This window comes from Variovorax sp. RCC_210 (assembly GCF_041355175.1).
In the GTDB taxonomy this organism is placed as follows: Bacteria; Pseudomonadota; Gammaproteobacteria; order Burkholderiales; family Burkholderiaceae_C; genus Variovorax.
Window position 1 is genome coordinate 72,432 of record NZ_JBFUPJ010000022.1, and the last position, 18,270, is coordinate 90,701.

At 68.9% G+C, this 18,270-nt stretch carries 19 protein-coding genes; 4 read left to right on the forward strand and 15 right to left on the reverse strand.

The genetic code is table 11. From position 1 onward, the window contains the following. The first annotated feature begins 180 nt into the window (after positions 1-180). Positions 181-642 carry a hypothetical protein gene (locus tag AB6807_RS36850; RefSeq protein ID WP_371088454.1) on the forward strand — a complete coding sequence of 154 codons (462 nt, stop codon included), beginning with the start codon at positions 181-183 and terminating at the stop codon, positions 640-642. A gap of 51 nt (positions 643-693) precedes the next feature. On the opposite strand, the gene AB6807_RS36855 is transcribed toward AB6807_RS36850, so the two are convergent. The 5 genes from AB6807_RS36855 to AB6807_RS36875 all read right to left on the reverse strand — a co-directional run bounded on the left by AB6807_RS36855 (position 694) and on the right by AB6807_RS36875 (position 3,303). Further along, positions 694-1,179, reverse strand: a complete 486-nt coding sequence (locus AB6807_RS36855) for a MerR family transcriptional regulator (RefSeq protein ID WP_371088455.1) — start codon at positions 1,177-1,179, stop codon at positions 694-696. Continuing rightward, positions 1,176-1,586, reverse strand: a complete 411-nt coding sequence (locus tag AB6807_RS36860; protein WP_371088456.1) for a nuclear transport factor 2 family protein — start codon at positions 1,584-1,586, stop codon at positions 1,176-1,178. Before AB6807_RS36860 ends, AB6807_RS36855 begins: the two co-directional genes overlap by 4 nt. Before the next feature lie 206 nt (positions 1,587-1,792). Continuing rightward, the gene (locus AB6807_RS36865; protein ID WP_286516490.1) at positions 1,793-2,200 is read right to left on the reverse strand and encodes a VOC family protein; all 408 of its coding nucleotides are present in this window, start codon (positions 2,198-2,200) and stop codon (positions 1,793-1,795) included. Further along, on the reverse strand, positions 2,197-2,688 hold the full coding sequence (locus AB6807_RS36870; protein ID WP_371088457.1) for a helix-turn-helix domain-containing protein: 492 nt from the start codon (positions 2,686-2,688) through the stop codon (positions 2,197-2,199). Before AB6807_RS36870 ends, AB6807_RS36865 begins: the two co-directional genes overlap by 4 nt. 72 nt (positions 2,689-2,760) lie before the next feature. Continuing rightward, complete coding sequence (locus AB6807_RS36875; protein WP_371088458.1) at positions 2,761-3,303, reverse strand: ornithine carbamoyltransferase; 543 nt, start codon at positions 3,301-3,303, stop codon at positions 2,761-2,763. Positions 3,304-3,554: 251 nt separating this feature from the next. Here AB6807_RS36875 and AB6807_RS36880 point away from each other — a divergent pair, with 251 nt between their 5' ends. Further along, on the forward strand, positions 3,555-4,295 hold the full coding sequence (locus AB6807_RS36880; protein WP_371088459.1) for a Crp/Fnr family transcriptional regulator: 741 nt from the start codon (positions 3,555-3,557) through the stop codon (positions 4,293-4,295). A 13-nt stretch (positions 4,296-4,308) separates the two neighbouring features. Here the strand turns inward: AB6807_RS36880 and AB6807_RS36885 are convergent, their stop codons facing one another. Then, positions 4,309-6,414 carry a PAS domain S-box protein gene (locus AB6807_RS36885; RefSeq protein ID WP_371088460.1) on the reverse strand — a complete coding sequence of 702 codons (2,106 nt, stop codon included), beginning with the start codon at positions 6,412-6,414 and terminating at the stop codon, positions 4,309-4,311. Further along, entirely contained in the window at positions 6,407-7,153 is a 747-nt protein-coding gene (locus AB6807_RS36890) for a winged helix-turn-helix domain-containing protein (RefSeq protein ID WP_371088461.1), read from the reverse strand. Before AB6807_RS36890 ends, AB6807_RS36885 begins: the two co-directional genes overlap by 8 nt. A 198-nt stretch (positions 7,154-7,351) precedes the next feature. On the opposite strand from AB6807_RS36890, the gene AB6807_RS36895 reads away from it, so the two are divergent. Next, positions 7,352-8,536 carry an acyl-CoA desaturase gene (locus tag AB6807_RS36895; RefSeq protein ID WP_371088462.1) on the forward strand — a complete coding sequence of 395 codons (1,185 nt, stop codon included), beginning with the start codon at positions 7,352-7,354 and terminating at the stop codon, positions 8,534-8,536. Between the two features lie 19 nt (positions 8,537-8,555). Here AB6807_RS36895 and AB6807_RS36900 read toward each other — a convergent pair whose 3' ends face one another. The 5 genes from AB6807_RS36900 to AB6807_RS36920 all read right to left on the reverse strand — a co-directional run bounded on the left by AB6807_RS36900 (position 8,556) and on the right by AB6807_RS36920 (position 14,210). Continuing rightward, positions 8,556-9,062 (reverse strand): hypothetical protein, encoded by a 507-nt coding sequence (locus AB6807_RS36900; protein WP_371088463.1) that lies wholly within the window; start codon positions 9,060-9,062, stop codon positions 8,556-8,558. A 178-nt stretch (positions 9,063-9,240) separates the two neighbouring features. After that, positions 9,241-11,010: a TonB family protein gene (locus tag AB6807_RS36905; RefSeq protein WP_371088464.1), complete on the reverse strand. Its 1,770-nt coding sequence runs from the start codon at positions 11,008-11,010 to the stop codon at positions 9,241-9,243. Continuing rightward, a complete protein-coding gene (locus AB6807_RS36910) occupies positions 11,007-11,987 on the reverse strand; it encodes a trypsin-like peptidase domain-containing protein (RefSeq protein ID WP_371088465.1) in 981 nt (326 codons plus the stop codon). The genes AB6807_RS36905 and AB6807_RS36910 overlap by 4 nt, the downstream gene beginning before the upstream one ends. A 26-nt stretch (positions 11,988-12,013) precedes the next feature. Then, positions 12,014-12,697 carry a hypothetical protein gene (locus AB6807_RS36915; protein WP_371088466.1) on the reverse strand — a complete coding sequence of 228 codons (684 nt, stop codon included), beginning with the start codon at positions 12,695-12,697 and terminating at the stop codon, positions 12,014-12,016. Positions 12,698-12,818: 121 nt separating this feature from the next. After that, positions 12,819-14,210 (reverse strand): LLM class flavin-dependent oxidoreductase, encoded by a 1,392-nt coding sequence (locus AB6807_RS36920; RefSeq protein WP_371088467.1) that lies wholly within the window; start codon positions 14,208-14,210, stop codon positions 12,819-12,821. Positions 14,211-14,529: 319 nt separating this feature from the next. On the opposite strand from AB6807_RS36920, the gene AB6807_RS36925 reads away from it, so the two are divergent. Beyond that, the gene (locus tag AB6807_RS36925; RefSeq protein WP_165840527.1) at positions 14,530-14,805 is read left to right on the forward strand and encodes a LysR family transcriptional regulator; all 276 of its coding nucleotides are present in this window, start codon (positions 14,530-14,532) and stop codon (positions 14,803-14,805) included. A 37-nt stretch (positions 14,806-14,842) separates the two neighbouring features. Here AB6807_RS36925 and AB6807_RS36930 read toward each other — a convergent pair whose 3' ends face one another. Genes AB6807_RS36930 through AB6807_RS36940 form a run of 3 tightly spaced genes read right to left on the reverse strand, consistent with a single transcriptional unit; the run spans position 14,843 to position 18,219 of the window. Further along, positions 14,843-16,177 (reverse strand): LLM class flavin-dependent oxidoreductase, encoded by a 1,335-nt coding sequence (locus tag AB6807_RS36930; RefSeq protein ID WP_371088468.1) that lies wholly within the window; start codon positions 16,175-16,177, stop codon positions 14,843-14,845. Positions 16,178-16,226: 49 nt separating this feature from the next. After that, positions 16,227-17,399, reverse strand: coding sequence for an acyl-CoA dehydrogenase family protein (locus tag AB6807_RS36935; protein ID WP_371088469.1), 1,173 nt, complete (start codon positions 17,397-17,399; stop codon positions 16,227-16,229). Positions 17,400-17,415: 16 nt separating this feature from the next. After that, positions 17,416-18,219, reverse strand: a complete 804-nt coding sequence (locus AB6807_RS36940) for a MetQ/NlpA family lipoprotein (RefSeq protein ID WP_116913754.1) — start codon at positions 18,217-18,219, stop codon at positions 17,416-17,418. Between the last annotated feature and the right edge of the window lie 51 nt (positions 18,220-18,270).

An 18,270-nucleotide genomic window follows, 5' to 3' on the forward strand; every position in this document is an offset into this window, starting at 1 on the left:
CTTCGAAGGACCGTGTCGACATGGCTTTTCTACCAAGCGCTCAAGCGGTTTCCTGCGACGAGAACTGTTGTAGAAGGCAAGGTTCAGCCTTGGAGCCAACTCATGCCGGCCAACTGTTTTGCAGCACGCGCACAACGGTGCCCGGTCGGTTCTCCATCAAGCACTCAACGGCCCGAAGCAATGCGAAATTCATCCACCTTCCTGTTCGCCGCACTTTCGCTTCTTCATCTGAGCGCCATCGCTGAACCGAGCCTGTGCACGCCGGGTGAAACCACCGAGTGGTCCTGCACGGCGAAGAGAAAAACCTACGCGCTGTGCGCGTCCAAGGACCTTGGTGCCGAGACGGGCTACATGCAGTACCGCGCTGGCAGAGGCTCGAAGACGGAGTTCGTGTTCCCCGAGCGACGAGAGCATCCGAAGGGAAACTTTCGCCTTGTCCTGCAAGCGAAGGGCGTCATGTTCAGTTTCTCGAATGCCGGCTATGAATACGCCATCTATGAGCCGCTGGCAGGGGCTACCCATATCGACGTCACCAACAGCCAAGGAGCCCATGCAGCGGACGTGACGTGCGATTCGGCCACCGATACGCTGACGTTGACCACCACGATGCAGCGCTTCGAACGCCTGGGCATCTATCGATGAGCGAGCCGGCAAGCCGGAAACCTTCTGCCGCCCGACCGCACCGCCGACAAATCAGCGCCGCGGTGCGCGGGGGCGCTTCGCAGTGACCGCCGGCGCTGCCGTGGAAGCGCCGTCATGTGGGGACGGCAGCGGCGACGGCGAGGGCAACGGCAGCGGCGGCGGCTCGCCGGTGGCCAGCCACCCGTCGTAGAAGGCGATCTTGCCGTCGATGAGTTCCAGCGCCTGCCGCCACTGCGCGATGGTCGCCTCGGTCCGCGCGCGGTGGGCCTCCAGCAGCTCCTTCCTCTGGCGCAGGCTGCTGCGGCCTTGGCGCACCAGCGCGGTGTACTCGCGCATCTCGGCGATCGACATGCCGGTGCGGCGCAGCCGGTCCATCAGCTCCAGCCAGCCCAGGTGCATCGGGTGGTACACGCGCCGCCCGGCGGCGTCGCGCGACACACCGGGCATCAGCCCCTGCGATTCGTACCAGCGGATGGTATGCACGCTGCGCGCGCTGCGTGCAGCCAGCTCGCCGATGCGCAGGCCGCCGTTGCTCATGTGCCCGACCTTGCGGGCGGCGTCAGCACCGCCTCGGCGAGTGCGGTGTCCATGTACTCGGTCAGCTCCTTCAGCTTGCCGTCTTCGAGGCGGCAGACATAGCAATACTGGTTGTGGTACGGCTGCCCCGCCTTGGTGGTGACGCGGCCCTGGCACTCGACCACCACATGGTCGCCCTCGGCGATGAAGCGCTGCGCGGTGTTGGTGTAGCGGTCGGCGAACTGCGCCATGAGCGGCCCGAGCAGGTCATCGAGCACGGCCTGCTTGCCGCGGTAGCTGCCGCGCCACGGGCCGGTGCTTTTGAAGCGCCAGCAGAAGTCGTCTGCCATCGCGTCCACCAGCGGCCGGCCGTTGCCTGTCGCCAGTTCGGAAAAGATCGCTTGCATGAGTGCTTTGTTTGCTTGCATGGTTCGGCTCCAGAACTGAAAAGTGATTGGAGTCGCGATTGGGCGAGCTAGAGTGCACTCGACGTCAAGTGGCGGGTGCGCCACAGTCGTGGGCGGCAGTGACGCGGCCGCCCTGACTTGTCGACCGTGTTCCTGCGCAAGGCATCCGACCCCGCGGCGTGATCGCCTGCACCGCACCCCTCGGCCACACCCCTCGGCCACACCCCTCAGCCACGCGCCTGAATCATCTTCCACCCATTGCCCGAAGGATCGCGAAACCCCGCGTCCACCGTCCCGTAGCGCTCCACCGGCTCCTGCGTGAACTCCACGCCCAGCGCCTGCAGGCGCGCATGCGCCGCGCGGCAGTCGCTCACGCTCAGCACCAGCGGCGGCATGGCGCCCTTGGCGACGATGGCGCGCACGGCCTGCGCGGTGGCCTCGTCGAGCACGGGCGGCCCGGGCTTGAACAGCCCGAGCTGGAAGCCCGGCTGCTCCGGGTGCTGCACCGTGAGCCAGCGGTAGTCGCCGTTGCCCACGTCGGTGTGCACGCGGAAGCCGAGTTTGTCTACGTAGAAGGCGAGTGCTTCGTCCTGGTCGCGGACGTACAAGCCGACGGTTTCAATGCCCTGTGTCATGGAATCTCCTGTGGTTCGGGCTCGTTTGTACCGTCGGCGGCCTGGCGCCGCTTCTCCGAAACTGCGGTGGCCAGTTGCGGGCGCCGTGCGGCGTTGACCACGCACACGGGCACGCGGCCGAGTTGGTGCGCGGTCGCCCGCCCGCGCGCGCGCACGGCGCTCGGGCTGTCGCCGGTGATGTCGCGAAAGGTGCGCCCGAAGGTGCCCAGGCTGGCCCAGCCGGTGTCGAAGGCGATGTCGGTGATGGGCATGTCGGTTTCGCGCAGCAGCGTCATCGCGCGTTCGATGCGCCGGGTGAGCAGGTAGCGGTGCGGGGGCGTGCCGAAGGCCTGCTTGAACGAGCGCGCGAAATGCGCCTGCGACACGCCGCTGACCTGCGCGAGCCGCTGCACGGGCCACTCTTCGTGCGACGCGGCGTCCATGCGGTCTTTGGCGCGCAGCAGGCGGCGCAGCAGTTCGGGGTCCTGTTCGGGCGTGGCATCGCTCATGCGCGGATTATGGAACGGTGATGCGCGGGAACGGCTGCGGCCCCAGGCGCCGCTGTCGCCGCTTTCCTCGCGTCACGCCAGGCCGTCCACCAGCAGCGCCTGCAGCACGAAACGCCTGTTGTCCCCCTGCGCCACCTCGTCGCCCAGCGCCTGCGCCATGCGCGCCGACGGATGCGCGTCGGCCGCGACGTCGTCGTACACGGGCACACCCGCGGCCTGCGCAAGCTGCCGCACCAGCGCGGCCGGCATGCCCTGGCAGACCACCGCGTCGTAGAGCCGGCCGAGCATGCGGCCGGTGTGCTGCACCTCGTGCGGCCTGTGGTCGTTCGAAGCACCTGAGTCGGCCGAATTACCGGAGGGGCTCCAGCGCACCGTCGCCATCTGCGCGCCCAGCTCGCCCGCGGCGCGCAGCAGCGGCGCGGGGTCTTGCGCGCTCGCGGCGCCGCACAGCAGGCCGATGTTCTTGCCGCGCAGCAGCCGCGGCAGCGCGCCCGCGCGTGCAAGCTGCCGCAGGCGCAGCGCGAGCGCCACCAGTTCGGCTTCACCCGGCTGGGGCAGCAGCTGGGGCTGGTGAGGCGGCGTTTGCAAGGAAGCGTGATCGGAAGGCGGGAGCATGGCGCGGCGGTGGTGTGACGCCGGCAAGGCTAGTGCGCCGCTGCGTGCGCGGCTTGATGCGCATCAAGGCCCGGTCGCGGCGCCCGCGTTGATACACGCCGGACACAAAGCATTCACCGAGCGTTACCGGCCGATGCCGAGCGTTGTCACTGCGTTGCCTCGCGCTTCCTAGCATCGGTTCATCGACGGACGCGGCACCAGCCGCGCACCCGTCCCGCCCCAGCTACAACGGTTTTTCCCAGGAGTTCCAGATGCGCGATGTCGCCACCACAGAAAGTGCCACCGAAAGCACCACCGACACGCTCAAGCGGCTGGCCGGGCAACTGCAGCCGCAGCGCCGCCTGGTGCGCACCGGCGACGTGGTCTACCAGGCCGGCGAGCGCTTCGACAACCTGTACATCCTGAACTCGGGGTTCTACAAGATCGTGAACCTCACGGCCGACGGCCGCGAGCAGGTGGTGGGCCTGAAGTTTCGCGGCGACTGGCTCGGCTTCGAGGGCATTGCCGGTGGCTGCTACGGCTGCGACGCGGTGGCCATGGACACGGGCGAGGTCTGGGTGGTGCCGTACGACGCGCTCATGGCCGCCTGCCGCGTGCACCCGGGGTTGATGCAGGTACTGCATGCCGCCATGAGCCGCGAGATTGCCAACGACCGCGACTCGCTGATGTCGGTGTGCACGCTGCCGGCCGATGCGCGCGTGGCCGACTTTCTGCGCTACTGGGCCGAGTCGCTGGCCGAGCGCGGCATGCGCACCGACCAGATCACGCTGCGCATGACACGCGCCGAAATCGGCAACTACCTGGGCATGACGCTGGAGAGCGTGAGCCGCGCGCTGTCGCGCCTGGCGCGCGACAAGGTCATCGGCTTTGCCGAGAAGGGCCGGCGCGACGTGCAGATTCCGGATGTGGGGGCGCTGTCGGCCTTCGTGCAGCGCTGCCTGGCACCGGTGCCGGTGCCGGTGGCCGTGCCGGCTCCGGCGATGCTGCAGTAAGGCCCGCGGGCGTTCAGCCCAGCAGCCGAGCGATGGCGCGCGCCAGCTCGGCGCGCGTGTAGGGCTTGGGCAGCAGCTCCCAGCTCGCGGGCATGTCACGGTCGGCGTCCAGCAGCTCCGACGAGAAGCCCGACATCAGCAGGATCGCCAGGCGCGGAAAGAGCTGCTGCGCCTCGGTCGCCAGCTGCGTGCCGCGCATGCCGGCGCCCAGCGCGATGTCGCTCAGCAGCAGGTCGAAGGGCGCAGAGGCTCCATGGGCCTGGGCCTCGGCCCGCATGCTTGCCAGTGCCTGCTCGCCGTTGGCGGCGGCCTCCACCGTGCACCCGAGCGTGACCAGGAAGGTGTGCGCCACCTTGCGCACCTCGGCGTCGTCTTCGACCAGCATCACGCGCAACCCCGGGGGAAGGGGCGCGTCGGCGCGTTCGTCTTCCGCTGCGGGTGACGCGGCGCGGCCGCTGTCCTCGAACCGTGGGAGATAGAGCGTCACCGTCGTGCCCGCGCCCGGCTGGCTCTCGATGGCGATGGCCCCCTTCGACTGCTTCACGAAGCCGTACACCGTGCTCAGGCCCAGCCCCGTGCCGCGACCGGCTTCCTTGGTGGTGAAGAAGGGCTCGAAGGCGCGCTCCTTCACGTCGTCGGCCATGCCGCAGCCGGTGTCGGTGATCGACAGGGCGATGAAGCTGCCCTGCATCTGGGCATGCATCTGGGCCTGCACCGCGGCCGGCAAGGCCCCGCACTCTTCCGCGCGAAAGTGCAGCGTGCCGCCCTCGGGCATGGCGTCGCGCGCGTTGATGGCAATGTTCAGCAGTGCCGACTCCAGCTGCACCGGGTCGGCCAGCACCGGCGGGCAGTTAGCCGCGGTGTCGATGGCGATGTGGATGCGCTGGTCGAGCGTGCGGCGCAGCATGTCGGCCAGCGAATGGAGCAGGGCGCGAGTGTCGACCACGTCGGGCTGCAGCATCTGCCGGCGCGAGAACGCCAGCAGCTTGCCCGTGAGCTCCGCGCCGCGCCGGCTCGCGCGCAGGGCCGCCGCCACCAGCTGCTGCGCGTGCGCGTCCTGCGCCAGCGCGGGCAGTTCCTCGAGCACCTGCAGGTTGCCCTGGATCACGGTAAGCAGGTTGTTGAAATCGTGCGCGATGCCGCCGGTGAGCTGGCCGACGCTCTCCAGCCGCTGCGCGTGGGCCAGCGCCTCTTCGGTCTGCACGCGCTGCAGGCTGGTGGCCAGCAGGTTCGACAGCGACTCCAGAAAACGCAGCTCCTCGTCGCCGAAGCGCCGCGCCTCGCGCGAGCGCACCGACAGCATGCCGATCACGCGGCCCCGGTCCGACAGCGGCACCGCCAGCGCGCTGACCAGCCCCGCGTCCAGGTAGTGCGGCGGCACGGCGAAGCGGCGCTCCTCGCGGTAGTCGGCAATCACCACCGGGCGGCCTTGCGACAGCACATAGCCGGGCGGCGTGTCGGGGCGGTTGGCAATGTGCGCGCCAATCTCCTCGCCCGCCACGTTGCCCACGCCACTGGCCACCCGAAACGCCAGGCCGTTGTCTTCCAGCAGCAGCACCATCGCCACCTCGACCTGCAGGCCCGCGGCGGCAATGCGCGGCACCTGCTCGAGCACCACGTTCAGGTCGCGCGTGTCCACGGCCAGCCGGCCCAGTTGCGCCAGGTGGTCGCTGTAGCGCGCGCGTTGCAGCGCCTGCTTCACGCGCGGGTAGGCGCCGATGTCGCGAATGGCGGCCACCACGAAAGGCAGGCCGTGGTCCTGCAGCGGGCTGAGGGCAATCTCGACCATCACCTCGCTGCCGTCCTTGCGCTTGGCCACCAGCTCCATGTCGGTGCCCATGGGGCGTGGGCGCGGCGCGCGGCCGTAGGCCTCGCGGTAGGCGGCATGGCGCGGGCGGATGCTGTCGGGCACCAGCACGTCGACGTTCAGGCCCGCGAGCTCGCCCGCGTCGTAGCCCAGCAGCGCCGCGGCCGACGGGTTGGCCAGCACGATGGCGCCGGCCTGGTCGACCAGCAGCAGCGCGTCGGGGTAGGCGATGAACAGCGAGCGGAACACGCTGCCTTCCTCGATGCCCGAGGGCAGCGAAAGCGCGGCCAGGTGGCGCGCCGCGTCAGCCATGGGACACCGGCGGCACCAGGATGTAGCCCGCGCCCCGTACCGACTTGATGAGCTGCGGCGCGTCCGCATCGGCCTCGATCTTCTTGCGCAGCCGGCCGACCTGCACGTCGATGGTGCGGTCGAAGGGGGCGGCCTCGCGACCGCGCGTCTGCTCGAGCAGGAAGTCGCGCGACAGCACGCGCCCCGGATGCCGCGCGAAGGCGCGCAGCAGGTCGAACTCGCCGCCGGTCAGCGGCACTTCGTGGCCCTGCGGGTCGGTGAGGCGGCGCGCGGCGGTGTCGAGCAGCCAGTCGGCGAAGCGCAGCTTCTCGGCGGCGCTTCCAGGCGTGGCGTGCACGGCGGGGGAGGCCGCGGCCATCGACGGCTCGGGCGCCATGCGCCGCAGCACCGCCTTCACGCGCGCCACCAGTTCGCGCAGGTCGAAGGGCTTGGTCACGTAGTCGTCGGCACCCACCTCGAGGCCGACCACCTTGTCGACCGGGTCGCCCCGGCCGGTGACGATGACCAGCCCGCAGCGCCAGCTTTCGCGCATGCGCCGCGCGATGGAAAAGCCGTCCTCGCCGGGCAGGCCCAGGTCGAGCAGCACCAGGTCGGCCGGGTCGCTGGCCATGAGCGACATGAGCGCGCGGCCGCTGTGCAGCTGGGTCACGCGAAAGCCGTGGCTCTGCAGGTAGGTGGCCAGGAGTTGCGTGATGTCGACTTCATCGTCGAGCACCGCGATGTGGGGTGCGGGTTTCATGCGAGCAGGGGGAGCAATCCGGAATCCGGGGGAGCGTAGCACGCGTGCCTCCGGAAACATGCCGGCGGCGGTGCCCCGAAAGCTGCTCGCCCCACCGCAGCCGTGTTGCGTTTGCCTCGCTTGATGTGGCGCAAGGGCGCGGCCCGGTGCGCTTCGGAAAATGACCGTTTTCGTCATTCAGAAGCCCTAGAGGCACGCATGCATTCACTGCTTTTTTCCGGAGTCCTGGACCTTCCCTGGTGGGGCTGCGTGCTCGTCGCGCTGGCGCTCACGCACGTCACCATCGCGTCGGTCACCATCTTCCTGCACCGCCACCAGGCGCACCGCGCGCTCGAGCTGCACCCGGCCGTGAGCCACTTCTTTCGGTTCTGGCTCTGGCTCACAACCGGCATGGTGACCAAGCAATGGGCCGCGGTGCACCGCAAGCACCACGCCAAGTGCGAGACGCCCGACGACCCGCACAGCCCGCAGGTGTACGGCCTGCGCCGCGTGCTGTGGGGCGGCGTAGCGCTGTATGCACGCGAGGCGTCCAACAAGGAAACGCTGGCGCGCTACGGCCACGGCACGCCCGACGACTGGATCGAGCGCCGGCTGTACACCCGCCACCAGGTGCTGGGCATCGTGCTGATGGGCGTGATCGACATGGCGCTGTTCGGCGTGCTGCCGGGCGCGCTCATGCTGCTCACGCAGATCGCGTGGATTCCGTTCTGGGCCGCCGGCGTGGTCAACGGCATCGGCCACTACTGGGGGTACCGCAACTGGCCCGCGGCGGACGCCAGCACCAACCTGTTTCCCATCGGCATCGTCATCGGCGGCGAAGAGCTGCACAACAACCACCACGCGTTTCCCACGTCGGCCAAGCTGTCGAGCAAGTGGTACGAGTTCGACATCGGCTGGCTCTACATCCGCACGTTGCAGGCGCTGGGCCTGGCCCGGGTGAAGCACCTGGCGCCCCGCCCGCGCATGGTGGCGCCGCGCGACACCATCGACCTGGACACGGTGCAGGCCGTCATCCGCCATCACTACGACGTGCTCTCCAGCTACACGCGCTCGCTGAAGACGACCTGCGCGCGCGAGTTCGGCCGCCTGCGCGACCAGTCGCCGCAGCAGGCGCGCGCATTGCGCGGCGTGAAGCGCTGGCTGGGCAAGGACGAGCGCGCGCTCGGCGAGCCGGGCCAGGCACAGCTGCTGGCGGCGCTGAGCGCCTCGCACGCGCTGGCCACCATGTACGCCATGCGCCGCGAACTCACCGTGCTGTGGGCCCGCTCGGGCGCCACTGGCGAGCAGCTGGTGCACCGCCTGCAGGACTGGTGCGAGCGGGCGGAAGACAGCGGCATCGCCGCGCTGGCGGATTTTTCAGCGCGGCTGCGGTCCTACGCCTGAGGCGGCTGTGTGGGTGGTGTCACGGTGCGTCGATGCCGCCGCCTTCATCGCCTTCATCCGCTGGCCGGGTGCCTTGCCGCGCACGTGCGCGCTGCACCAGCAGCCCGATCAGCAACGCCGCCGCCGCTGAACTCGCCAGCCCGCCGGAGTTGGCGAGCAACTGCGCCAGGCTGTCGACCGTTTCCACGCTGACCTGCTGCGCGTGGTGCACGAGCGCCACCACGTCGGCCGAATGAATGCCCTGCAGGTCGTCCATGCGCACGCTGAGCTCCTGGCCCGCGTTGCGAAAGCGCATCTTCGCGAAGATGCCATTGGCAATGGCCACCAAGGACAGCACGCCCAGCGGACGCAGCAGCGTTTCCACGAGGCGGCGCCGCTCGGCGCTCGGGGCGGCTTCGTAGACCTGCGCCACCAGGGTGGGAATGGTCATCTCGGACGCGAGATCCGCGGGGGAGGGAGACGACGGGATCGAGGTCTTGGCAGCGGAGGTCCTGCGGCCTTCGGCTTGCGATGCATTGGATGCCATGCGTGTTCTTCCTTTGCGTCATGCGGCCCGGCGGCGCTGATTCAAAAAAAGATCGACACGAAATGAATTTGCATGTCAGCCACCGGGAACCCCGATGGTGAAACCGCCGTGCCCGTGCCTTGATGAACGCACGGTAAAGCCGGCGTGACTTTACGCAACGGAAGGTGGCACGTTCCGGTTAGCGAAATGGCCGCAATGCCATCACAAGCCGGGGCGGAACCTTGCCGTTCATGTCGAACGGCAGTCGTTCGGTCTTGAGGATGGCGCGCCGTGCGGCCTCGTCCCATGCCGGATAACCGCTGGGCTTTTCGAGAACCACGCGGATGATGTAGCCGTCGGGCATCAGCTCTACATTGAATTCCGCGGCGGGATTGCCCTGGATGCCGTCGGTGGCGAAGGTCACATGCGGGCGCACGGCGGCTGCGATGCGCGCGGCATAGTTGTTGGGGTCGCCGGGAGCATTTCCGGGCGTGGTGTTCGCGGCGCCATTGCTTCCCAGCCGGTAGTCGATGGGCACCATGACGCTGGCGGGCGCAGCCCTGCCGCTGCGGGTGCGGGCCGGTGTGAACTGCATTCGCAGCACCGCAGTGGTGGCCGCATCGTCGAGCACCGCATAGCCTGAACTTCCCGCAACGGTCACGAAGGCGGGGATGCCGTCCGCACCGACCCTCGCGCGCAGCAGAACCTTGCCTTCGTAGCCACCTCGGCGTGCGGCGTCGGGGTATTCGACCGGCGGCGCAGCGACATAGCTCGCCTGCGTGTGGATGGGGTCGCGCTCGCGCGCATCGTCGGCCTCCATGGCAGCCTTGGCGCTGGTCCGAAGGGTTGCGGCGTCGCCCGTGTTGCCCCGGCGATCCTCGATGTCGGCCAGCAGCTCTGTGCTTTGTGCGAGACCCAACGCATCGCCGCGCAGAAACTGTCTCTTCAGTTCGAGCGCGCGCGTGGCTGTCTTTCGCGCACCCTCGGCATCACCGGCAGCCAGCTGGATCTGTGCCTTGGCATGCAAGGTGCGAGACAACGAAGCGTTGTCGGTGGAGGCCGGCACGTCGAGCATCTGCAGCGCGCGCTGCACGGTCTCGTCCGCGGCGCCTGGGCGGCCTGCGGCCACCTGCGTGACAGCGATCTCGGTGAGCACGAAGCCGATGAACGGCGTAGGCATCGGGGTCTGGCGCTCAGCAGCTTCCAGCGCGCGGTTGAGATATCGCAGCGCGCCGTCGAAGTCGCCCCGGTCACGGCGAACCGTGCCGAGCAAGCGCAGCACCTGGGCCATGCGAAAAGACTGTTCGCCCGGCGGCAAGGCCTCGAAGCCTGCGAGCGAGCGCTCCAGCAGCGCCTGGGCGCGCGGCCAGTCCTTCATGACCGAGTACATCACCGCCTGCTCGTACTGCAGGCGAAGCTGCATCGAGCGGCTTTGTTCGCCCGGCATGGCGTACAGCGCGAAGGCGCGTGCGTAGAGCGCCTCGGCCTCTTCGACGCGCCCCTCCCTGGCACACAGGTTGGCCAGCGCCGCGACGACCGATCCTTGTGCCGACACGTCGGGTGCCGGCATGCGGTCCATGATCGCCAGCGCGCGACGAAGCAGCGGCTCCGCACGCTGCGGTTCGCGCTGTTCGTGATACAGCAGGCCCAGCTTCCATGCGCTCACGGCCTGCATCGGGTGCAGCGGCGGTGCGGCGCGGGCCGCGAGGTCGTTCATGCGCCTTGCCATCTGGAGGGCTTGAGACGTCTGGCCGTTGACGTAGTAGCCGCGCACGGCTTCGTGAAGTTGCTCCCATTCGGCCACGTTCGCCTGCCAGGTGGCGGACGCCGGCTGGGCTTGCGCGGGGGATGACACGAGCCCGCCGGCCAAAGCCAAGGCCAGGGCCGATACAAGCACAAGCGCGCCAGCGGTGCCGGGCCGCGGCAGACGCCGTGCGAAGCGGCCGGCCCGGCGCTCAGCCGCGCTCACCGTATCTCCTGGCAGTTGCCGGCGACGCAGCGAAGGACGAGTGCATACCCGTTGTCGCAGGGCACGGTGAAGGTTTCTTCCGCCGGGCCCTTGCCGACGAGGCTGGCCTGGGGCTCGGCAGCGCAGCGTCGCTGTCTGGCGAGACGCTCCGCGCCGGCGGCGTTTGGCGAAAACACCGGGGAAGGGGCCGAGGCGACGCGCTGGACTTCCGTAGGCACGCTCACAGGACGCGACGGCGCGTCGGGCTTCACCACGAATGCGGGCAGCGTGGGCGTCGACGGGCGCATGCCGGACGCTGCCGTCGTCGCTGTTCCGTCCTGCTTGAAGCGGGCCACGGCCGACTGTCCCCGCTCGGGCACTGCACGGATCCACTCCGCCGGCCGCGCAAAGTTCAGGTTCTGGGCGCCGCCTCCGATGATGGCCGTCGTGATGCCGATGAGCCGGCCCCGGTCATCGAAGAGACCGCCACCGCTCGAACCCGGTGAAATGGGCGCGCTGATCTGGATGTACTCGACCTCGCCCGCGGGATCGCGGCGCAGCGAAGAAATCAGGCCGTCGCTGAGGCTCTGCTCCAGGCCGCGCGGCGCGCCGATGGCGTAGACCTTCTGGCCCACCCGCAACGAGGCGATCGAAGCGATGTCTTGCGACAAGGCCGGCAGCCGCTCCGCTCGCAGTTGGCAGAGGTCGCGTTCGGCGTCCGGAAATTCCAGCCGGGCCGGGACCTCTTCGCGATCGCGCCGCAGCGTGATGGACGTGGCCTGGCGCAGTACGTGGCAGTTGGTGATCGCGCGGCCGGGCGAAATGACCACGGCGCTGCCGCTGCCGAGCACGCGCGCGCTCTCGTCCCGCGCCAGCACCACCCACACGGAGGGGGAGGCCTGCCGGAACAGGTCCTCGGGTGCCAGTGCCTGTGCGGCGGCCGGCTGCCACGCGCCCATGACCATGCCCAGCGCCAGGCTGGCAATCTTGATGTTCATCTGGACTCCCTCGGAGGTCGGCGGGGCTACTTGGCGATCAGGCCGCGCAGGTCGTTCATGTCGACCCGCCCGGCATTGCCGCCGGACCAGGGCACCGCAGGCGGTTGCAGGTCCGTGGGATTGGGCTTGAGGGGAACAGCGCGCTTCGCGAGTTCGGCGACCGTCATGGCTCCGCTGCGCCCCTGGCTGGCAATGAAGGGCGCGAGCGCCTCGGTCACCGCCTTGGCGCGCAGTGCGAAGCGCGCGCCCGGCTCGGACAGGTCGTTGAACATCATGACCGTGGCGCGGCTGGTCCACGTCGTGATCGTGACCACGCTGCCGGGTACATAGACGTAGCCGCCACCACCGCCGCCTCCCTTGGCTTCGGTCCATTCCAGCGGCTGCGCATCGCCCGCGGCTACAGCGAACCGGGGCTGTGCGCCGATGTCCGCGGGCGCCTGCGCCGTGTCCTTGGGCATCACTGTGAAATAGGTGAACCCCTTTTGCTGGGTGAGGTCGGCACAGCGGTAGATCCAGTAGTTCCAGACCTGGTCCTTCGACGTGTTGCCATTGCCCGAGAACTCGACGATGTATGTGTTGGCCGTGATCCGCGTGTCGGTGTAGCCCCCGGTCGCCCCCTTGGGCTGGTAGACCGTGGTGCATGCCGCCATGGACACAGACAGCGCCAGCAGTGCAAGCGGCCTCCCGATGCGTCGCCAATGGAGATTCATGAGTCTCTTCGTCTTCTATGGGTGTTGTTTTCACAGAAGATACGCAGAGACCGAAAATCCTGCAACATAAAGTTGCATTTGCAAACCGCCGTGCGTGAACGGCGTATCGGTTTGGCAACCGTCAGTTAGACGCGACCAGTTCCGCGGGTGTCCGCACCGCCGTGCCGGCACCCGCCGCCTTCGCCGCCGACCCATGCACCGGCCGCTGCAACCCCAGGTGCTCGCGCAGCGTGCGCCCTTCGTACTCCGTGCGAAACAAGCCGCGCCTGCGCAGCTCGGGCAGCACCAGCTCGATGAAGTCGTCCAGGCCGCCCGGGAACCACGGCGACATGATGTTGAAGCCGTCCGCGCCGCCTTCCTCGAACCACTGCTGCAGCTGGTCGGCAATGCTTTGCGGCGTGCCGACCACCTGCTGGTGGCCGCGCGCACCGGCAATGCGCAGGTACAGGTCGCGAATGCTCAGGTTCTCGCGCCGCGCCAGGTCGACCAGCAGGCGCTGCCGGCTCTTGGGGCCGTTGGTCTCAGGCAGCTCGGGCAGCGGGCCGTCCACCGGCAGGTGAGAAAAGTCGAAGCCGCCGATCACGCCCGACAGCAGCGACACGCCCACCACCGGGTGCACCAGGTCTTGCAGCTGCGCGAACTTTTCCTCGGCCTCCGCCTGCGTGCGGCCCACCACCGGGAAGATGCCCGGCATGATCTTCACGCTGTCGGGGTCGCGGCCGTAGGCGGCCGCGCGGCGCTTGATGTCGCTGTAGAACGCCTTGGCCTCGTCGAAGGTCTGGTGCGCCACGAAGATCACCTCGGCCGTGCGCGCCGCCAGGTCGCGGCCGGCCTCCGACGCGCCGGCCTGCACCACCACCGGGCGGCCCTGCGGCGAGCGCGACACGTTGAGCGGCCCGCGCACCGAGAAGTGCTTGCCCTTGTGGTTGAGCACGTGCAGCTTGGCTTCGTCGAAGTACTGGCCGCTTTCCTTGTCGCGCACGAAGCTGTCGTCTTCCCAGCTGTCCCACAGCCCGGTTACCACGTCATGGAATTCGGCCGCGCGCTCGTAGCGCAGCGCATGCTCGAAGTGCTCGTCGCGATTGAAGTTCTGCGCCTCGCCGGTGCCGCTCGAGGTGACCAGGTTCCAGCCCGAGCGTCCGCCGCTGATCTGGTCGAGCGAGGCGAACTTGCGCGCCACGTTGAAGGGCTCGTTGAAGCTGGTCGACACGGTGGCGATGAGCCCGATGCGCTCGGTGAGCGCCGCAATGGCCGACAGCAGCGTGAGCGGCTCGAAGTGGTCGCTGCGCGCGGTGCGCGACAGCGAGGGCAGGTTGCTGCTGCGCACGCCGACCGAGTCGGCCAGGAACACCGCGTCGAACTTGGCGGCCTCGGCCTTTTGCGCCAGCGCGACGTAGTGCCGAAAGTTGCTGCCCGCATCGGCCTGCGCGTCGGGGTGGCGCCAGGCCGCGATGTGGTGGCCCGTTTGCATGAGGAAGGCGCCGAGCTTGAATTGGCGGGTCGATGAGGCCATGAGGACAGTCCGTTGGAGGTGGGGGGAACGCAGCCGGGCCCGCAGGTTAGAGGCGGCGCGCGCCGGAGCGAAAGAAGGCTTTCGCGTTTGCTTAGGCGGCTTGCGCATAGAGATGGAAATGCGCCATGCGCGGCCATGGCCAGGCGGCGCGGCACATAAGCAAGCACGTATTGATTCGTTCACGCCACGCGCGGCGCGCCCTATCGTCGTGTGCTTTCGTTTCTCGCGGTCGTCCCCTTGCATCTCTTGTTCCTCAACGCCCAACCGGCGTCGCGCAGCGCGCCACTGCTTTCCCCGCAACCCTCACCGATCTCGCGCCGTGTTCAGCATTGAACTCGTCGAGGCCTTGCGCGAGGTGGCGCGCCACGGCAACCTCACACGCGCCGCATCCGCGATGGATTTGTCGAAGTCCACCGTCAGCAAGTACATCACCGAGCTCGAAGCGCAGGTCGGCGTGCAGCTCCTGCAGCGCAGCACGCGCACGGTGCTGGTCACCGACGCGGGACGCCATCTGCTCAAGCGCAGCGTGGCGCTGGTCGACCTTGCGAGGCGCATCCAGTCCGAACTCGACGCGCACGGCGCATCGGCCCGCTGACCGCTCAGCGCCCCTTCATCGCCCCTTCATCACACCCTTATCGTCCCTCGATCGCGGCATGCACCGGCTGCTGCAAGCCCAGGTGCTCGCGCAGCGTGCGGCCCTCGTACGCCGTGCGCACACGCCCGCGCGCCTGCAGCAGTGGCACCACCTGGTCGACGAAGTCTTCGAGCCCGTCGGGCAGCGAGGGCGCCATCAGGATGAAGCCGTCGGCCGCGCCCGCGTCCACCCAGCGCTCCAGCGAGTCGGCCACCTGCTGCGGCGTGCCGATGAAGTCCGACAGGTCCATCGAGCCCGTGAGCATCGAATACAGCGCGCGCAGCGTGGGGTTCTGCTGCGCCACCAGCGCGCGAAAGCGCCGGAAGTCGGCGCGCGCGTCGGTCGATTCGTGCAGGCCCAGTTCCACTGCGCGTGCATCGAGCGTGGCGTCGGCGAAATCGTGGCCGCCGAAGTAGTCCGACAGGAACTGCAGCGCCTGCTCGCGCGTGATCAACGACTCGAGCGCCGCGAGCTTTTCCGCCGCGGCCTCGCGCGTGGGCGCGAGCAGGGGCGAGATGCCTTGCAGCACGCGCACCTGCGACGGGTCGCGCCCGGCCTCGGCCACTTTCTGCTTGAACGCACGGTAGAACGCCTGCCCCGCCTCCAGGTTCTTCTGGATCACGAAGATCACCTCGGCCGCGCCCGCGGCAAACGACTGCCCTTCGTTCGACGAGCCCGCCTGCACCAGCACGGGCTGCCCCTGCGGCGAGCGCGCGATGTTCAGCGGCCCCTCCACCGAAAAGAACTCGCCGGTGTGCCCGATGCGGTGCAGCTTGGCCGGGTCGAAGAAGCGGCCGCTGGCCTTGTCGCGCACGAAGGCGTCGTCTTCCCACGAGTCCCACAGGCCGCGCACCACGCGCACGAACTCGCCGGCGCGGCGGTAGCGCAGGCTCAGCTCCAGGTGGTCGGTGCCGTTGAAGTTGCGCGCGGTGTTGCCCGACAGGTCGCGCGTGGTGACGATGTTCCAGCCCACCCGCCCGCCGCTGATGTGGTCGGCCGACATGAACTGCCGCGCCAGGTTGAATGGCTCGCTGTAAGACGTGGATGCGGTGGCCACCAGACCGATGCGCTCGCTGGCGCCGGCCAGCGCCGACACCAGCGTGATCGGCTCGAAGCGGTTCAGGATGTTCGGGTGCGAGGCCTCGTTGATGGCCAGGCTGTCGGCCAGGAAGGCCATGTCGAAGCAGCCGCGCTCGGCGGTGCGCACGAGGCGGCGGTAGAAGTCGAGGTCGATGCTGGCGTCGGCCTGTGCTGCCGGCTGGCGCCACGAGGCGATGTGCATGCCGGTGCCCACAAGGTAGGCGGCCAGCGCGATGCGGGACGATGAAGACATGAAGAACCGAGAGAAAGTTGAAGGCCGGAGCGCAGGCGTGGCGCGGCGCTCAGGTGTACGGCAGCACCCGCGGATGCCGCCCGTTCAGCGCGTACTCGCCCACCTCCAGCACCTTGTAGGCCACGGGGTCGTGCAGGCTGTGGATGCGCAGGTCGCGCCAGAAGCGGTCGAACAAATTGCGGTTGGAGGTGGCGCGCGCACCCGTGCTGTCGAAGATGCGCGTAGTCACGTCCAGCCCGGTGCGAATCGCATGCGTGCGCGCCGCGGCCACGTCGATGGCGGCCTCGCCGCGCTGCGCGGGTGTCCAGTGCTCGGGGCCGGCGTCGATCAGCGCCTGCACCTTGCCGGCGGCGCGGTCGGTGAAGGCGATGGTGGCCTGCAGCGCGATCCACAGTTCGCCGAACTGCGAGATGACCAGCGGGTCTTGCGATGCCTTCTCGGCCGGCGACAGGTGCCATGCGCGGGTGGTGGTCTGCACATAGTCGCGCGCGGTGCGCAATGCGCCCAGTGCGAAGCCCACGTAGTAGTTCGCGAACATCGAGTGCACGAGCGGCGTGCGCAGGCTGGCGCCGAAGTCGGTGTCGTCGTAGACCTTCACCGGGCCGACCTCGTGCGCCTGGGCGACCACGTCGGTGAGCGTGAAGCTGCCGCTCTCGGTGCGGCCCAGGCCCAGGTGGTCCCAGTCTTCACCGAAGGAAATGCCCGCGCGGTCGGCAGGCAGCCAGGCGGTGAGCGTCTGCCCGTCGGGCGCGCGGCCGTAGGCCACCAGCCGGTCGGCGAAGCGCGCGCCGGTGCAGAAGGTCTTGCGGCCCGACAGCCGCCAGCTGCCGTCGGGCTTCAGCACGAAGTCGATGTCGTCGTCGCGCGAGTTGGCCAGGCCGGCCACCCACAGCTTGTGCTCGACGATCTGCCGCGCACGCTCGGGCAGTCGCATGTTGGCGGTGCTGATGAGGTGGTAGCCCAGCAGCACGCCGAGCGAGCCGTCGGCCGCGCACAGCTCGCGCACCACCTCCAGCGCCGTGAGCCAGCGCGCGCCGCCGCCGCCGAATTCGCGCGGAATCAGCAGCGTGCTGAAGCCTTGTGCTTTCAGCAACTCGATCTGCGCGAGCGGCGGCGTGTTGGCACGCTCGCGCGCCACCACGGTGCTGGCGAGTTCGGCCGCCAGCGCGCGGGCGCGTGCCACCCATTCGTCGTGGCCCGGGTGTTGCGAAGGGAGCGTCATGTGAACGGCCCCTGCGTCAGAAGGCCGGCAGCAGCGTGCCCTTGAACCTGGTCTCCAGCAACTGGCGCACCTCGTCCGACTGAAAAGCGCGCACCAGCTTCGGCACCCAGGGCTGGTCGCGGTTCTTTTCCTGCACGGCGATCACGTTGGCGTACGGGCCGCCGGGCGGCTCGGCCGCGATGGCGTCGCGCGCCACCAGCAGGCCGGCCTGCGAGGCCTGCGCGGTGATGACGGCGCCGGCGTCCACGTCGGCCAGCGAGCGCGCGAGGATGAGCGAATCGATTTCCTTGATCTGCACCTTCTTCGGGTTCTCGACCACGTCGAGCAGGGTGGCGTTCTCGCCCTTGCTCACGTCGAGCGTGGGGCGCAGCTTGATGACGCCGTAGTGCTGCAGGATGAGCAGCGCGCGGTTGCGGTTGGTGTCGTCGCCGGGAATGCCGATGACGGCCTTGTCGGGCAGCGCGGCCAGCGACTTGTAGCGCGTGGAGTAGATGCCCAGCGGCGCGCTCAGCGTCTTGCCCACCGGCACCAGCTTGTAGCCGAAGGCCTTGATCTGCCCGTTGAGGTAAGGCTGGTGCTGGAAGGCGTTGGCATCTATGTCGCCGTCGTTCAGCGGGCCGTTGGCGTTGATGTGGCCGCTGAAGACCACCGGCTGCACCTTGAGCCCTTCGCGCGCGGCGGCCTTCTGCACGGCCTGCACCACCTCTTCCATCACGCCGCCGCTGATGCCCAGCTTGATGGTGGTCTTGTCTTGTGCATGGGCGGCGTGGGCCAAAGAAAAAGCGGCCACGCAGGCCGCCAGCAGATGTGCGAGTTTCATTGCGCTCGGGAGTCCCCGGAGAAGGGGAGGGAAGAGAAGGAAGGCCATGAA

Excerpts from the sequence above, each read along its gene's own strand:
- AB6807_RS36850 (WP_371088454.1), top strand. The coding sequence starts at position 181 with ATGCGAAATTCATCCACCTTCCTGTTCGCCGCACTTTCGCTTCTTCAT.
- AB6807_RS36855 (WP_371088455.1), bottom strand. The coding sequence starts at position 1,179 with ATGAGCAACGGCGGCCTGCGCATCGGCGAGCTGGCTGCACGCAGCGCG.
- AB6807_RS36860 (WP_371088456.1), bottom strand. The coding sequence starts at position 1,586 with ATGCAAGCAAACAAAGCACTCATGCAAGCGATCTTTTCCGAACTGGCG.
- AB6807_RS36865 (WP_286516490.1), bottom strand. The coding sequence starts at position 2,200 with ATGACACAGGGCATTGAAACCGTCGGCTTGTACGTCCGCGACCAGGAC.
- AB6807_RS36870 (WP_371088457.1), bottom strand. The coding sequence starts at position 2,688 with ATGAGCGATGCCACGCCCGAACAGGACCCCGAACTGCTGCGCCGCCTG.
- AB6807_RS36875 (WP_371088458.1), bottom strand. The coding sequence starts at position 3,303 with ATGCTCCCGCCTTCCGATCACGCTTCCTTGCAAACGCCGCCTCACCAG.
- AB6807_RS36880 (WP_371088459.1), top strand. The coding sequence starts at position 3,555 with ATGCGCGATGTCGCCACCACAGAAAGTGCCACCGAAAGCACCACCGAC.
- AB6807_RS36885 (WP_371088460.1), bottom strand. The coding sequence starts at position 6,414 with ATGGCTGACGCGGCGCGCCACCTGGCCGCGCTTTCGCTGCCCTCGGGC.
- AB6807_RS36890 (WP_371088461.1), bottom strand. The coding sequence starts at position 7,153 with ATGAAACCCGCACCCCACATCGCGGTGCTCGACGATGAAGTCGACATC.
- AB6807_RS36895 (WP_371088462.1), top strand. The coding sequence starts at position 7,352 with ATGCATTCACTGCTTTTTTCCGGAGTCCTGGACCTTCCCTGGTGGGGC.
- AB6807_RS36900 (WP_371088463.1), bottom strand. The coding sequence starts at position 9,062 with ATGGCATCCAATGCATCGCAAGCCGAAGGCCGCAGGACCTCCGCTGCC.
- AB6807_RS36910 (WP_371088465.1), bottom strand. The coding sequence starts at position 11,987 with ATGAACATCAAGATTGCCAGCCTGGCGCTGGGCATGGTCATGGGCGCG.
- AB6807_RS36915 (WP_371088466.1), bottom strand. The coding sequence starts at position 12,697 with ATGAATCTCCATTGGCGACGCATCGGGAGGCCGCTTGCACTGCTGGCG.
- AB6807_RS36920 (WP_371088467.1), bottom strand. The coding sequence starts at position 14,210 with ATGGCCTCATCGACCCGCCAATTCAAGCTCGGCGCCTTCCTCATGCAA.
- AB6807_RS36930 (WP_371088468.1), bottom strand. The coding sequence starts at position 16,177 with ATGTCTTCATCGTCCCGCATCGCGCTGGCCGCCTACCTTGTGGGCACC.
- AB6807_RS36935 (WP_371088469.1), bottom strand. The coding sequence starts at position 17,399 with ATGACGCTCCCTTCGCAACACCCGGGCCACGACGAATGGGTGGCACGC.
- AB6807_RS36940 (WP_116913754.1), bottom strand. The coding sequence starts at position 18,219 with ATGAAACTCGCACATCTGCTGGCGGCCTGCGTGGCCGCTTTTTCTTTG.